The sequence below is a fragment of the Chitinophaga pendula genome (genome assembly GCF_020386615.1).
GTDB lineage: Bacteria > Bacteroidota > Bacteroidia > Chitinophagales > Chitinophagaceae > Chitinophaga > Chitinophaga pendula.
Map to the genome: position 1 here is coordinate 2,372,418 of NZ_CP077769.1, position 15,220 is coordinate 2,387,637.

Below are 15,220 nucleotides of genomic sequence, written 5' to 3' on the forward strand. Positions count from 1 at the left end.
ACAAATAACATGTCTGCTATTCCCAACATCCCACGCCGCATAGTCACCGGCATAAAGAACGGCCGCTCCGCTATCCTGGAAGATGCACCGGCCACCAACGTAAAAGAACATTTCCCTTCCCTGATCATCTCCGACGTTTGGGCAACAGACACCATGCCCGTCGATCTCACCCGCGAAGTACCTATAGTAAATACACCCTTCCCGCAAATACTACCCAACGGTAGCTATATGCGTTATGTATCTATTCCGCCAGATAGCATGCTGGGCGTACCGCCACTCGAACCCGGACAACAACATCCACTGATGCATCAGACAGATACACTCGACTATATCCTCATCGTATCCGGTGAACTATACCTGATCATGGAAGAGGGGGAAACCTTGCTGAAAGCTGGCGATATAGTTATCCAACGGGGTACCAACCATGCCTGGAGTAACCGCTCTGACAAACCATGCATACAGTTTGCCGTATTATTACAGGCCAACCTGTAAATAACAGGGAAAACGCAGGCCACCGCCGCTTTTCCCTGTTAATGTTTTAATAAGCTGCTTTACCTCAGATTTATGCCTATATTGCCGCATACTTTTTTGGAGAGTATGTCCCATAGGACACCATTTTTTCATGAAAACCCGATAGCGCCAGCGCAGAACTGTCCATGATCAAACCCAATTTGTATCCATCTTGTTTTTTTTAACCTACAAATATCTACCGAATGAAAAAGACTTACCTTGTCGCCATCGGCACCGCCTTGTGCTGGGCTGCTTCCTGCAACAAATCCGACAAACAGCTCACCGCCGGCCTCCAGCCAGGTGGTAACGACACGACCGTAGCCAGCCCCGAAGTAATCAATCGCTTTGTACAACAGGAACTACATAGCAAAGAACGCTTTAACTGGGCCGCCGCCACCGCCAACATGGTACAGGGCGCATTACTACATGGCGATAGCATCCTGACCATCGGCTATCAACCCCTGGGCTTCACTAACCTCAACGAACGTATCCAGGATATCGATATTCATAGTAATGAATGGAGAACCGCCCGGGAAGAGATCCTGCGCCTGGTCATCGCCCATGAACAACTGTCCGGTAAATCCGCTGCAGACATCATCGCCATCCCCGAAGGTCAGCTACCAGTGATCGACCTGAAAGTGACCCGGCTCGCCACCATCCAGGCACTGAGAAAGTCCCCGCTGGTTAGATATGCCGAACCAGGTGGCTATGGCGATGTTATGTTACGTACCTCCACCAATGTTAGAACAGAATCCTCCGACTCCGGTTCCGGCTGCGGTGGCAACAACCCCGACAACGGACTCGTCGCTAACACAGACTACGTGACCGTTCAGCCGGCAGCCAAAAGATCATGGAACTATACCTATCACAAAATTGACCAGGCCTGGAATAACGCCACTGGCAAAAATGTAAAGGTAATGATCGTAGATACCGGCGTTAGCGCCAGCCAGGATAACCTGGGTGCCCAGTTCAACCAGGGACAGTCTACCGGCAGGACCATCGAAAAGAAAGTAACCCGCCCCGGTAGCTCCCCAGCAGATGACTGCGGACATGGTACCAAGATGGCCAGCGTATGTACCGCCCCCAGAGGCATAGATGGCGCAGCAGTAGGAGTAGCCTACGGCGCTAACCTGGTAAGCGTACGTGCCGCCGATGACGTATTCATCAGCAGCAACGAAGAAATAACAGGCGTATCCGATGCCTTCACCCTCGCTGGCAACAGCGCAGATGTAAAGATCGTCAGCATGAGCATGGGCACCATTATCGAAATCAGTAAAATCGCTGATGCCATCCGTTACGCTAAAAACAAAGGCAAACTCATATTCTGCGCCGCCGGTACTTCCTTCTCCTTCACAGCCGGATTCGTGGGCGTGATATTTCCCGCCAGCATGGACGAAGTAGTAGCAGTAACAGGCGTGAAAGACAACCAGACGAATCGCTGCGATGACTGCCACGAAGGCCAACAGGTAGACTTTATCGTAGTAATGGAACGCGCGTCCAACAAACGCCACCCACTAGCGCTGGCAGCCACAGGCGACGTACCTTCTACAGTAGGAGGCTCCTCCGTAGCTACCGCTACCTGCGCCGGTATCGCCGCTCTGGTATGGAGTAAATACCCTTCCGAAAGTAACACCGCTATCCTCAACCGCATGGCAAGGGCCGCCAGCTTGTATAATAATAAAAGTACCAAGTTCGGCTGGGGCGTGATCAACGCAAATATCGCCACCGGCGGTACCAACTGATAACAAACAGGCCCTCCACATAAAAAAGCGGCTGCCCTATACAGAGCAGCCGCTTTTTATTGCTGAAGATGAATCCCCTACAGGTTGTAACCTATAGATGCATAATATTGTGCACCCACAGATGGGTTACCCCACGCTTGTGTATATACGTTACGGAGTATATTGGCGCCGCCGATCTTAACAGTAGTTTTGATGCTCGGGAACAGCTTGGTCACTTGCGCATCAAGCGTGCCATAAGCCGGTACCACACTTTGTGAAGCACCGCGTACCGCCGGTCCTACGAAAGAAGACTCCCATACAAAGCTGTCCTGCCAACGCCAGGTAACATTAGCGCCTATGTTGGACTTGCCGAAGTTACGGTTGCCCACATACAGGTTATAACGGATACGGGGTGTATTATAACCAACGATCAGCCCCTTCAGGTCATTGGCATTGGTCAGCTCATTGAATGATACGTTACCTCCCACCACAAAATTGCGGGGTAATGTATAATCAACACCTAGTGCCCATCCCCATGACTTGATATCGCCCTGGTAGTTCACAGGTAAAGAGAATACCTCCTGCTCCGCAGTGCCAGGACGTTTGATCAATATCTGGATCGCATTGAAGTTTTTGAAGTTATTGTAATAAGCGTAAGCATCGATCAACAGCTTGTTACCAAACAAGCCCTTATAACCTAACTCAAACGCTTCTATCTTCTCCGGTTTGAATTCACGGAACTGATAAGGAGTAGGGTTGCCGCTCTGAAGTGACTCCTGCGTGAATACCGGCTCTTTATCCAGCCCGTACCGCTGACGCATAATAGGCAGCCCTCCGATCAGGTGCGCCTGTGGCGTGATCAGGTCAATGTACTGATCCTGGTTATGCGGAATACGGAAACCGGTCTGATAGGAAGCACGCAAGTTGTGCGTCTTCAGGAAAGTATACACCGCAGAAAGACGGGGAGAGAACTGACCCTGGAAGTTCTCATTCTTGTCATAACGTAACGACCCTGTCACCTTTACATGCTCTTCAAACAGGCGCTTAGCTATTTGTACGTAGCCACCGTATTCATTGATACGGAATTCTTTGCCGTCATCTTTTACAGCAAACAATGTCTTCTCAGAGTTCAGCTCATAGATACGGTAGTTACCGCCTACCAGGATCTCTGCAAAGTTGATCAGGTTACTGAAATTATACATGAACTCCAGCTGGTAAAGGTTGGTCTTGTCGGTGAATTTGGCACCTACACCTTGCGCATTACCAGGGATCGCTTTGTTCTTTACCTTATCGGAAGCCGCGTCGAATTCAGGCGTACCAGGCAGCAACCGGCCCCTGTCTGCCACATTACGTGCATTGGTATGGAAATTCGCAGCACCGCCCCTGGCAGCTTGTTGCGCAGATACCAGCGCTTGTGTCGGAGACTGACCCGCAGCGAGTGATTGCTGTAACGTCTGTCCGAAAGTACCCAGCGCCGCAGTCGCATAAGCACCGAAGTATTCCTGGAACCATTGCGTGCTGGGCTTCCAGGCTTCGTTGATACCTTGGGCCAGGATACCGCCAGCATACGATTCGCCCGAACGCTCCTGCGTAGTATAAGCACGCACGTAAAAGTTACTGCCCTTCAGCTCCGCCTTATACTGGCCCATCCGGAAATTGCGGAGCGCATAACGGTCGGCGCCAGTGTATACCGTCGTACCGGTACCGTAACTACCTTGTATGAACGCCTCCAGGTTATCGTTGATCTTATAGTGCAACGCACCGTTGATCTTTATGTTTTTCGTGTTATAATCCACCACGTCCCTTTCGTCATATCCGGTTCTGGATATCCAGGCATTGCTGCTGTCTGGCATGAAAGCGTTATATATGGCGCCTGGTGTCAGCAAACCACCGGTAGCCGCTGAAATCTGCTGTATACCTGCACTCAGCGGGTTACCCGGTGTCATCGCAGTACTGCGCAAACGTGCCTTCATGTTTACATTGGTCTCGTCACCATAAATGTTCACACCGTTATAGCCAGGATTCAGCCGGCTGCCGTTTTCCAGCGTATAGCCGTTGAGCAAGCTCTGATCACGCTTGTCGTACGCCTGCCAGTCCTTGGCACTTACATAACCGAAGTTTACCTTGAACGCCCATTTGTTGTTAAAGGCCTTGGCATAACGCAGCGTCACATCATAATAGCCGGTGTTGGTACCACTACGCCCGTTATCACTCATGATGCCGGATTTCACATTGGCACTCAGACCTTGATGCAGGAACGGGTTCTTGCTGTTCAGCAATACGATACCGTTCAGCGCATTCGGCCCATATAGGGCAGAGGCCGCACCGGGGATCAGCTCCACATTGTCCATGTCCAGCTCTGTAATACCCACAATATTGCCCACAGAGAAGTTCAGACCGGGCGCCTGGTTGTCCATACCGTCGATCAACTGTAACACTCGGGTGTTACCATTGGAATTGAATCCACGGGTATTCACCGACTTGAAGGTGAGACTCTGTGTGCTCATCTCCACGCCTTTCATATTAGCCAGCGCATCATAGAAAGTAGGAGCAGGGGAGTTGCGGATAGCCCGCGCATCCAGCTTTTCAATAGACACCGGCGACTGCAGGATACTCTCCGCTACACGACTCGCCGCTACCACCACCTCTTGACCAAGAATTTCGGTGGAAGTCAGCTGTACCGGTATCGAGGAGGCTGCGCTCGCTACCGTCAGTTCTTCCGTTTTAAACCCAACATAGGATAAAACCAGGGTTAACGGGAAAGAACGGGTCGTATGCAGTCGGAATACACCATTACCATCACTGATAGCGCCAATGGCAGTACCCTTGACAGTCACTGTTACGCCCGGGATCTTCTCCCCGGTGGATTTGTTCGTCACAGTCCCCGTGATCGTGGATGATTGTTGCGCTTGTACTATTTGGCATAGGAATAATAGGGTAGCCAGAAAGCATAAGCTCATTTTTTCTAAGCAGCTTTTCATACTCGTGATTTTGGTTGTTGGGGAATAAATAGAAAATAGTTTTTCTAAATATAAGTAAAATTCATTTACAGTGAATTTTATCGCATATTAGAAAAACAACCGCACCGGCGGAGACCAAAAAATCAACCGCCAGATAAGACAATTATAACCAGGGAAATTAATGACTCACCAACCAGGCCGCAACGATCCGGCCGATCTTCTCAAACTCGATCAAAAACCCATCATGTCCATAAGAAGAGTCTATTTCATGATAAGTTGCATGGGGTAGATACTGCGCCAGGAACTGCTGCTCCTCCGGCGGACAAAGAATATCACTGGTAATGCCGATCAGCAAAGCAGGCTGCTGCAACGTAGCCAGCGTAGCCGCCAGATCACCGGCACGCCCCCTGGAAATATTATGGCTGTCCATCGCCTTGGTTAACAACCAGTAGCACTGGGCGTTGAATCGCTTTACCAGCTTATCGCCCTGGTAATTGATATACGAAGAAGACCTGAATTGATCCGTTTTTTCTTTATCAGAGTCAGATTGGGTACGCACAAATGTCTGGTAGTTACGGTAAGTCAGCATCCCGATCGCCCTGGCCGCTTTCAACCCCGCAGCCCCGGCATCCGGACGCTCCTCCCGCCAACTGCTGTCCGCTTCAATAGACAAACGCTGCGCCGTATGAATAGCAATACCCCACGCACTCTCCGCAGCCCCCGTACATAACAGGAACAAACGCTCCACCACCGCCGGCTCCGCCAACGCCCACTCCAACGCCTGGTAACCACCCATAGAACCGCCTACCAGCAAATGAATACGGGAAATACCCAGGTGCGCCCGCAGCAATATATGCGCCTGCACCATATCCCGGATCGTGACCGCCGGAAAATCATGGTAATAAGGCACCCCCTTAACAGGATCAATGCTCAGCGGCCCCGAAGAACCATAACAGGAACCAAGTATATTGGCACATACAATAAAATACCGGGATGGATCAAATACCTTGTCATTACCGTGCAGACCCGCCCACCAGTCCGCCACCTCCGAATTAGCCGTCAGCGCATGACAGATCCAGATCACATTACTGCCGTCATCATTCAGCGTACCGTAAGTATGATACGCAATGTCTATCCCGGGCAAAGTAATGCCCGATTCTAATGTAAATGCCGTCTTACTTTGATAAACCTGAACACCCAACCTTGTAGAAATTTGCGCAAACCTACGTCACAAACATCATAAGAGCAAGCAAAAACAACCAGTCCTCCCTTTTAAAGACGCATTGTGTTATGCTATTTTCACATTTCAGCCTATCTTTGATATACAAAACAGGCAACTATGAAAATATCATTACAACGGATCGATGACGGATTTAATATGGAAGCTGTCGACGAAGCAGGACATAAGGTATTAATGGATTCCGGTACCGAAAATGGTGGCAAAGGCAATGGCGTAAGACCCATGCAGATGCTTATCATGGGCCTCGGTGGCTGCTCCGCGATCGATGTGGTAATGATCCTGAAAAAACAACGCCAGGAAATCACCGACTTCCGCATCGAAATCGTAGCCGATCGCGAAAAAGATAAAGAACCCGCCCTCTGGGAAACAGGTCACGTCAAATTCTATATCTCCGGCAACGTAGACCCAGATAAAGCTGCTCGCGCAGTGGAATTGTCAATGAATAAATACTGCTCCGTAGCAGAAACGTTACGCCAGGCCAATACCAAACTTACCTGGGAAGTTATTCTTAATCAATAAAGACAGCACCAAACCTTTCATGAACAATCATCCTGAGCATCTTCGCCCGGAAACCAATGCTGTGAGGATACAAACCGCCAGAACCTGGCAAATGGAACATTCTGCACCTATGTTCCTCACCTCCAGCTTTTGCTTCGACAACGCCGAAGATATGAGAGCCGCCTTCGCTGATGAAACGGATGACAACATCTACAGCCGCTTCAGCAATCCTAATGTCGACGAGTTCGCACAGAAAATGTGCGCCCTCGAAGGGGCCGAAGCCGGATATGCCACCGCCTCCGGCATGAGCGCAGTATTCGCCAGCTTCATGGCACTCCTCAAAGCCGGCGATCACCTCGTAGCCGCCCGCTCCATCTTCGGCTCTACACACACCGTCATCACAAAGTTCCTCCCCAAATGGGGCATCGACTATACCTACTTCGATATCAACGAACCCTCCACCCTGGAAACCGCTATAAAGCCCAATACCAAAATGATCTTTATAGAAACACCTTCCAACCCAGGACTCGAAATCGTAGATGTCGCCTACCTCAGCAGCATCGCCAAAAAACATGGCATCCTGCTCAACGTCGATAACTGCTTCGCCACCCCCGTTCTCCAACGTCCCATCCTCGATGGCGCCGATATCGTCACCCACTCCGCCACCAAATGGATCGACGGACAAGGCCGCGTATTAGGTGGTATCGTACTGGGCCGCAAAGAACTGGTCAAAGAAGTATACGCCTTCTGCCGCAGCACCGGCCCCGCCATGTCACCCTTCAATGCCTGGGTACTAAGCAAAAGCCTGGAAACCCTGCATATCCGCATGCAACGCCACACGGAAAGCGCACTGACCATCGCCAAAGCACTCGAAGGCAACCAACACCTCGCCTTCGTGAAGTACCCCTTCCTCGAAAGCCATCCGCAATACCAGATCGCCAAAAAACAAATGTCCGGCGGCGGCGGTATCGTATGTTTCGAACTCAAAGGCGGCCTGCAAAGCGGTATCAGCTTCCTCAACGCCCTCAAAGTACTGTCCCTGACAGCCAACCTGGGCGATAGCAGAAGCATCGCATCCCACCCGTCCAGTACCACCCACGCCAAACTCTCCGAAGAAGAACGCCGCTCCGTAGGGATCACCCCCGGACTAATACGCATCTCCGTCGGCCTCGAGCATCCGCAGGATATCCTCGACGATATCCTTCAGGCACTCGAACAAAGCAAATAAACACAACAGCATTATATCAAACAAGATCGCCAGGCAACCCAAAAGACTGCCTGGCGATTGCTTATCAAATCCATATACCTGCACTGTTATGCACCTCGCTAAAAGCTTACTATTGACCTTTACATGCCTTATAGCTGTATTATACACCTTCGCACAACAAACTACCCAACCCAGAAAGACGATCGCCATCCTGCCGGTTAAAACCGGAATATATATGCCTACCAGGGAAGCACAAACAGTAGCCGAACGCATGCAAAGCGAACACGAACTGTCCATATACGGCCAATCCCTCATCTACAAAGCACTCGTCAATGAAGATATCTCACTACTCGTCAACGTCCAACATTGGGAACACACCGATTCCCTCCTCCGAAAAGCTGGCATCGAATTCCGCAAAGTCAACTTCCTCGACAAACAAAGCCTCTGCCAATACCTGCAGGTAGACGAAGTAGTCACCGGCGACCTCAAAACCTTCAGCAAATCCACCATATACGTAGGACCTACACTCATGTCACCCATCATGTCAGCCTACCACTACTTCGATGGCAAAAAAGTCCTCACCATCGGTATCCACGATGGCAAAACCGGAGATCTCATCTGGATTGAAGATATCCACCTGAAAACCAACAAACTTCTCCGCACCGAGCAAGGAGACGAAAGCCGCCTCATGACCAAATTTCTCAAAGCATTTCCCTACCTCAAATCCTGACGCCTTCCTATAGCTCTCCTGTATCATTCCTATAGCATTCGTATAGTCATTGTATAAGCGAGGCATATAGTTGCATATACAATGCTTATACAACGCTTATACAACCTATATGCAACAAGTATGCAACTGTTTGATAGCTAATTATTTATGTGAAATGTGCTATTGGTAGGATATTACCCCTTCCTAAGGAGATATTTCTATTCCTGGTAAAAAAACACTAAATTGGACATATTGCCCCAACCCCTGCGAAAATCATTCGCAGCGCCAAAGGCCCCCAAATTGTCATTTGAAAGTGAATATCCCTGTATGCCTGCAATAAAATTCAATTGGAAACAATACCTCAACGATATCGAACTGCGGCCATTGTTAATAACATCAGCCATAGGAATAGTAGTCGTAACACTATTGGCCAACACAAACATACTGGCCGTCTGTAGAGACGTAGATCGCCTGAAAACATTACCGGCTTTCCCATATATCATCGCCAGCGCCAGCAATGGCTCCATGGAAGCAACACTCGCCTGGACCCTCTTGTACTTTACCTCTTTTGGCGTCACCATGACGTTATTAATGACCAAAGAGGGGGAATATCCCGACCCCAATACACTCCTGCTGAAACTGATCATTTTCCTGACCTTGCTGTCAATAGTCCATTTCTCACACATATGGGTCCCCGACGATAGCAACTGGCAGCTGCCACTATGGTGCTATGTTTCCGGTATCGCATGTTGGGCAATACTACTCTTGGGTCCCTTCGAAGAATACGGACGCCCCTTTTCACTGCCATACGATGATTATTCCTGGGAAGAATACAAACAAAGTTTTAAAGGGAAAAGAACCCGCAATCTGGTAATCGTAACATTACTGCTACTAGGCCTCAGACCTAAACTGCAATACTTCCTGGATAGCCAGGTATTCGGGCCCTACCTGTTCGATATACAGGAACAACACTTGCTGAACATTCTTTTATTGTTTTTGCTGCTTTCAGGTATTATACATATCATACCCAAAATCCGTCGTACCCTCTTACCGGGTATCCATACCTGGATAGGCTCGTTCCTGGCAGTATGCATTTATTCCTACTATGGCCGTGAGAACCCTAACTACGACTTTGTCTCCTTTGCCTCCTGGCACATGCCCTGGCTGAAATACAGCGACGTACTGTTAGCTGCAATATGGCTGTTCCTGCTGGATTTTAAGTCTTACAGAAAACAATTACAGGTCGAAAGGTCCGCCCTCATCGAAGACAGCCCCGCCATCAGCAAAACAACACACGATCACAACTTCAAAGGATATGCATTCACCATCGCCAGCCACATCGACAATAGCTCCACACAAGAACAGTCCTTCGCGATCGGCGTATTCGCAGATTGGGGCATGGGCAAAAGCTACTTTCTCCGCCAGGTGGAAAACCATATCCATGCACTTAAGAACAGGAATAATGTAATGATCCATTTTTCCGCGTGGAGAAATAATTCCTCGGAAGTACTGGTAGATGACTTTTTTGCCTCCCTGGCCGATGCCGTCCGCCCGTATAATGCTTCCATAGGAACGCTGATCACTGAATACTCCCGCCAGCTCTTGCAAACAGACGATTCATTGCGTATCCGGCTGCTGGGCGCCGCCCTGTCCGGAATTGCCGGCCCGTCTACCATATTATCCAAATACCAGGAAATCAATACCGCGATCAAAAGAACCGGCAAACGGTTCATTGTTTTTATCGACGATGTCGACCGCCTGAGCGGTAGAGAGATCGTATCCCTGCTCAAAATCATCCGGAGCACCGCCGATTTCGCCAACACCTTCTTTATCGTCGCCCTCGACTACGAATACACCGTCAATGCCATCCGGAAAACAGGCCAGTTCCCTAAAGAAGAACAATACCTGAAAAAAATATTCCAGCTCACCATCGCATTACCCGTCATCCAGTCCAAAAGCTATATCCCCGAACTCAAAACAGCACTGGACTTCACCGGCATGCCCGAAGAAGATCAGCAAAAGATAGAAGATGCCCTACAGCATATGATGCTGAAAGAGGCATTTAATGAAGACGCAGATGGCCCACTGGAACTGCTGCTCGACAACATGCGCGACCTGAAAAGACTGGCCAATAATATCAAATTACACTTCGAACTGCTGAAAGACGAAATCGCTTTAGGCGACTACTTCCTGCTCGCACTCCTCCAGGTAACAGATTTCCACTTGTTCCATCAGTTGCGTACACGCAAAATATTGTCCCATATCACAGTAAATGGTTATACCGGCAGTGACTACTATGAACTCGATATAGATAGCTGGAATAGCTACCTGAAAAGGCATCCCATGGATGCCAAACGAAGCCGGACAATGGAAAAGATACTGGGAGAACTTTTCACAAAGCCCAGCGGACAAGGACGCGTATGCGATGCCGCCTATTTTTGGCTCTACTTCAACTTCCAGAGCTTTAACGTGATCTCACTAAAAGAATTCACCGCCGCTATCAAAGAAAGTAAATACAACATCGCAAAGAAATTCCTGGACTGGAATAGGAAAGCACCGGGTGAACTGGCAAACGTACTCGATGGCTTCAGACCCTTCCGCGACGACGACGAAAGAATGAAATTCCTCTATGTCTTTCTCAGGTTAGATGTAGATGACTTACTGGGAGATTACCTGGAGCGGGCATTCCTCCTGGTAAAAAATAGCCCGGTACTCACCGCAAAGCCTACTTCCACTACACTGATAAATGGCTATAAACGAAAAGTATTGGAAGAACTGAAAGAACCGGCAATCGTCGATATCTGTAAAGCCAAATTGGCGCACAAACTCATAGGGGCAGGTCTTCCCGGGTTCGATACAAAAGAACTGGAAGATTTCATCTTTACAGTATTAAGGAATTCCCTGGATAGCCCCTACGTCAGTCAGGACGCCATTAGACGCCTGTTGCTGCTAAACGACGACAAGGAAGCACCGGGTCCCAAAGTGATAATACTCCCGGAAGTCGCCGCATACTATCGGGAAAAACTGATGAAAAACGATCACCTGATGCAACTGTTCATCAAAGAATTTTTTACACGCAGATATGGAGTGCGGGATGCTATATATGCATACGGTCAATGGGAGCAGATATTTAAGTCTGCCGACGATCTGATCAACAGGTTGCAAAGCTTTTACTCAGAAGATAAAATAGTAAACGACCTCGCCAGTCTGATCGAAAAATATCTTCCCCGGTTAAACAGCAACCACTCCTTCATCCCCGATGAAGCAGATCGCAAATTTTTAAAAGATCTTATACAGTAATTGTGTCTTCTTAACACACTACTCGGTTTTTTTCCCTATTTTGCTCTCACAACCATACACCTGCAATACCAAAATCTCCCTATCGCAAGCTAAAGCACATCCTTGTCTGATCTAAACTTGACATATGCACCTGACACCAAGGGAACAGGAAAAACTATTGCTACACCTGGCTGGTGAGTTAGCCGAAAAACGAAAGGCCAGAGGACTGAAACTTAACTATCCGGAAGCTATCGCCCTCATCAGCAGCCGGCTGATGGAAGCCGCCCGCGACGGCCGCAGCGTGGCTGACCTGATGCAATATGGCGCTACCATCCTCACCCGCGAAGATGTCATGGAGGGCATCCCGGAAATGATCCATGAAGTGCAGATAGAAGCCATCTTCCCCGACGGAAGTAAACTCGTCACCGTACACGATCCGATACGATAACACCACAAAACACATCAGTCGATGATACCAGGAGAATACCTGCTCAGACATGAAGATATCGTGGCCAACCAAGGCCGGCCTACCATACGCCTGAAAGCTGTCAACACCGGCGACAGACCCATACAGATAGGCTCCCATTGCCACTTCTTTGAAGTCAACCGGATGATGGCATTCGATCGCAGCCAGGCCTACGGCATGCGCCTCAATGTGCCCTCCGGCAATGCCGTCCGCTTCGAACCGGGCGAAGAAAAAGAAGTAGAACTCGTAGCACTGGGAGGCGCCCGCCGCGTAATAGGCATCAATAACCTCGTAGATGGAGAAACAAATGCCCACAACAAAGCCCTCAGCCTCGAAAAGGCCAAAGCGGGCAACTTTAAAAACGAACTGCCATGAGCTTGAAAATAGACCGCCAGCGATACGTCAACACCTACGGCCCCACCACCGGCGATAGAGTACGGCTCGCCGACACATCACTGTTCATAGAAATAGAAAAAGACTATAACGTCTACGGCGACGAAAGCAAATTCGGCGGCGGCAAAAGCGTACGCGACGGCATGGCCCAATCCGCTACCGCATTGCGCGAAGAGGGCGTCGCCGATTTGGTCATCACCAACGTCATAATCATCGACCACTGGGGCATCGTAAAAGGGGATATCGGCATCAAAGATGGCATCATCACCGCCGTCGGACAAGCAGGTAACCCCGATACCATGGATGGCGTCCATCCAAAACTTGTCATTGGCGCCTCCACCGAAGTACATAATGGCAGTAACCTCATCCTCACCGCAGGGGGCATAGATACCCATATCCATTTCATTTGCCCCCAACAGATAGAACATGCCCACTACAGCGGTATCACCACCATGATAGGTGGAGGCACCGGCCCCGCCGATGGTACCAACGCCACCACCGTCACGCCGGGTAAATGGAACCTCCAACGTATGCTGCAGGCGGCCGAAGCATATCCCATGAACCTGGGATTCTTCGGCAAAGGCAACTGCTCTACCTTACCTCCCCTCGTCGAACAGATAGAAGCAGGCGCACTGGGCCTCAAAATACACGAAGACTGGGGCGCCACTCCGGCCGTCATAGATGCCGCACTCAAAGTAGCCGATGAACTCGATATACAGATCGCCATACACACAGATACACTCAACGAAGCTGGATTCCTCGAAGATACCCTCAACGCCATCAACGGCCGCGTCATACATACCTTCCATACCGAAGGCGCAGGAGGGGGGCATGCCCCGGATATCATCCGCGCTGCCTCCTTCCCGAATGTACTCCCGGCTTCTACCAACCCCACCCGCCCATACACCGTCAATACCATAGACGAACACCTCGACATGCTCATGGTATGCCACCACCTGGACAAACGCGTCGCCGAAGATGTTGCCTTCGCCGACTCCCGCATCCGCCCCGAAACCATCGCCGCAGAAGATATACTGCACGATGAAGGGGTCTTCAGCATCATGAGCTCCGACTCCCAGGCAATGGGTAGAGTAGGGGAAGTAGTCATCCGAACCTGGCAGACCGCCGATAAAATGAAACAACAAAGAGGCTGCCTGCCTGAAGATAAAGACAGCGGCAACGATAACTTCCGCGTCAAACGATATATAGCCAAATACACCATCAACCCGGCCATCGCTCATGGCATATCCGAATATGTCGGCTCCGTCGAACCGGGTAAGATCGCCGACCTCGTACTCTGGAAACCCGCCTTCTTCGGCGTCAAACCAGAAATGATCATCAAAGGAGGCATGATATCCGGTAGCCGGATGGGAGACCCCAACGCGTCCATACCCACACCGCAACCAGTCATCTACCGCCCCATGTTCGGCGCCGCTGGCAAAACATTGCACCATACCAGCGTCACCTTCGTATCCGCATCCTCCTTGCAGAAAGGGATCGCAGAAGAATACGGATTGCAGAAAACATTACTGCCCGTACACAACTGCCGCAACATCGCTAAAAAAGATATGGTCCACAACAACAAAACACCGGATATCACCGTCGACCCGGAGACCTACGAAGTACGCCTCGATGGTCAGAAGATCACCTGCGAACCGGCTACCAGCCTCTCTATGGCACAACGGTATTTCCTGTTCTAATTACAACATCCGACCGCTAAAAGATTGATATGATAATGGTACAATCCATAACAGGCAATATCGCCGATCACCCGGCAGACAATCGTCAGCACGACAAACTATCCCTGCATTGGTACGAAACCACCCGCCGCATCCAGCGCAAACACACCGCCCAGGGCAGGGAAATAGCGTTGAAGTTGTTCAAGGAAGGACATCGCCTCCGACAGGGAGATATCCTCTATATAGATGATCAAATCATTATCAGCGTCGATATATTACCTTGCGAAACCATCGTCATCACCCCCCGCTCCTTACTGGAAATGGGCACCGTCTGCTACGAAATAGGCAATAAACACCTGCCCATATTCATACAGGACGATCAGGTACTCATACCGGCAGAAGGCCCGCTATTCCGCTGGCTGCATGCCAATGGCTACGCACCCGTACTCGAACAACGACAGCTCACCAATATGCTCCGCTCCGAAGTAACACCGCATGCTCACGGCAGCGCCGGTAGCTCCCTGTTCTCCCGTATCATGCAGATCGCTTCAAAATAAT

The 15,220-nt window shown here is 49.9% G+C and carries 12 protein-coding genes; 10 read left to right on the forward strand and 2 right to left on the reverse strand.

From position 1 onward, the window contains the following. Positions 1-9 precede the first annotated feature (9 nt). Together KTO58_RS08760 and KTO58_RS08765 are read left to right on the forward strand one after the other, a co-directional pair. On the forward strand, positions 10-492 hold the full coding sequence (locus KTO58_RS08760) for a cupin domain-containing protein (RefSeq protein ID WP_095839735.1): 483 nt from the start codon (positions 10-12) through the stop codon (positions 490-492). A 221-nt stretch (positions 493-713) separates the two neighbouring features. Then, the gene (locus tag KTO58_RS08765; RefSeq protein ID WP_095839734.1) at positions 714-2,252 is read left to right on the forward strand and encodes a S8 family peptidase; all 1,539 of its coding nucleotides are present in this window, start codon (positions 714-716) and stop codon (positions 2,250-2,252) included. A 77-nt stretch (positions 2,253-2,329) separates the two neighbouring features. Here the strand turns inward: KTO58_RS08765 and KTO58_RS08770 are convergent, their stop codons facing one another. Both KTO58_RS08770 and metX read right to left on the reverse strand, forming a co-directional pair. Next, on the reverse strand, positions 2,330-5,212 hold the full coding sequence (locus tag KTO58_RS08770) for a TonB-dependent receptor (protein WP_095839733.1): 2,883 nt from the start codon (positions 5,210-5,212) through the stop codon (positions 2,330-2,332). A gap of 157 nt (positions 5,213-5,369) precedes the next feature. Then, positions 5,370-6,392, reverse strand: coding sequence for a homoserine O-acetyltransferase MetX (gene metX, locus KTO58_RS08775; protein WP_198314967.1), 1,023 nt, complete (start codon positions 6,390-6,392; stop codon positions 5,370-5,372). A gap of 138 nt (positions 6,393-6,530) precedes the next feature. On the opposite strand from metX, the gene KTO58_RS08780 reads away from it, so the two are divergent. The 8 genes from KTO58_RS08780 (at position 6,531) to ureE (ending at position 15,219) form a co-directional block, all read left to right on the forward strand. Then, positions 6,531-6,950, forward strand: coding sequence for an OsmC family protein (locus KTO58_RS08780; RefSeq protein WP_095839731.1), 420 nt, complete (start codon positions 6,531-6,533; stop codon positions 6,948-6,950). Between the two features lie 19 nt (positions 6,951-6,969). Continuing rightward, on the forward strand, positions 6,970-8,157 hold the full coding sequence (locus KTO58_RS08785) for an O-succinylhomoserine sulfhydrylase (protein WP_095839730.1): 1,188 nt from the start codon (positions 6,970-6,972) through the stop codon (positions 8,155-8,157). Positions 8,158-8,269: 112 nt separating this feature from the next. After that, a complete protein-coding gene (locus KTO58_RS08790) occupies positions 8,270-8,866 on the forward strand; it encodes a hypothetical protein (protein ID WP_157753072.1) in 597 nt (198 codons plus the stop codon). 306 nt (positions 8,867-9,172) lie between these two features. Further along, positions 9,173-12,145 (forward strand): KAP family P-loop NTPase fold protein, encoded by a 2,973-nt coding sequence (locus tag KTO58_RS08795; RefSeq protein WP_095839728.1) that lies wholly within the window; start codon positions 9,173-9,175, stop codon positions 12,143-12,145. Positions 12,146-12,269: 124 nt separating this feature from the next. Next, positions 12,270-12,572 (forward strand): urease subunit gamma, encoded by a 303-nt coding sequence (gene ureA, locus KTO58_RS08800; RefSeq protein WP_095839727.1) that lies wholly within the window; start codon positions 12,270-12,272, stop codon positions 12,570-12,572. A gap of 21 nt (positions 12,573-12,593) precedes the next feature. Further along, positions 12,594-12,965: an urease subunit beta gene (gene ureB, locus KTO58_RS08805; RefSeq protein WP_225860148.1), complete on the forward strand. Its 372-nt coding sequence runs from the start codon at positions 12,594-12,596 to the stop codon at positions 12,963-12,965. Next, on the forward strand, positions 12,962-14,683 hold the full coding sequence (ureC, locus tag KTO58_RS08810) for an urease subunit alpha (RefSeq protein ID WP_095839726.1): 1,722 nt from the start codon (positions 12,962-12,964) through the stop codon (positions 14,681-14,683). The genes ureB and ureC overlap by 4 nt, the downstream gene beginning before the upstream one ends. A 29-nt stretch (positions 14,684-14,712) precedes the next feature. After that, positions 14,713-15,219, forward strand: coding sequence for an urease accessory protein UreE (gene ureE / locus KTO58_RS08815; RefSeq protein ID WP_095839725.1), 507 nt, complete (start codon positions 14,713-14,715; stop codon positions 15,217-15,219). Position 15,220: the final 1 nt, after the last annotated feature.

What these genes read in the sequence shown, in the direction of transcription:
- KTO58_RS08785 (WP_095839730.1), top strand. Translation starts at nt 6,970, where the DNA reads ATGAACAATCATCCTGAGCATCTTCGCCCGGAAACCAATGCTGTGAGG.
- KTO58_RS08795 (WP_095839728.1), top strand. Translation starts at nt 9,173, where the DNA reads ATGCCTGCAATAAAATTCAATTGGAAACAATACCTCAACGATATCGAA.
- KTO58_RS08765 (WP_095839734.1), top strand. Translation starts at nt 714, where the DNA reads ATGAAAAAGACTTACCTTGTCGCCATCGGCACCGCCTTGTGCTGGGCT.
- ureA (WP_095839727.1), top strand. Translation starts at nt 12,270, where the DNA reads ATGCACCTGACACCAAGGGAACAGGAAAAACTATTGCTACACCTGGCT.
- ureC (WP_095839726.1), top strand. Translation starts at nt 12,962, where the DNA reads ATGAGCTTGAAAATAGACCGCCAGCGATACGTCAACACCTACGGCCCC.
- ureE (WP_095839725.1), top strand. Translation starts at nt 14,713, where the DNA reads ATGATAATGGTACAATCCATAACAGGCAATATCGCCGATCACCCGGCA.
- KTO58_RS08760 (WP_095839735.1), top strand. Translation starts at nt 10, where the DNA reads ATGTCTGCTATTCCCAACATCCCACGCCGCATAGTCACCGGCATAAAG.
- ureB (WP_225860148.1), top strand. Translation starts at nt 12,594, where the DNA reads ATGATACCAGGAGAATACCTGCTCAGACATGAAGATATCGTGGCCAAC.
- KTO58_RS08770 (WP_095839733.1), bottom strand. Translation starts at nt 5,212, where the DNA reads ATGAAAAGCTGCTTAGAAAAAATGAGCTTATGCTTTCTGGCTACCCTA.
- KTO58_RS08780 (WP_095839731.1), top strand. Translation starts at nt 6,531, where the DNA reads ATGAAAATATCATTACAACGGATCGATGACGGATTTAATATGGAAGCT.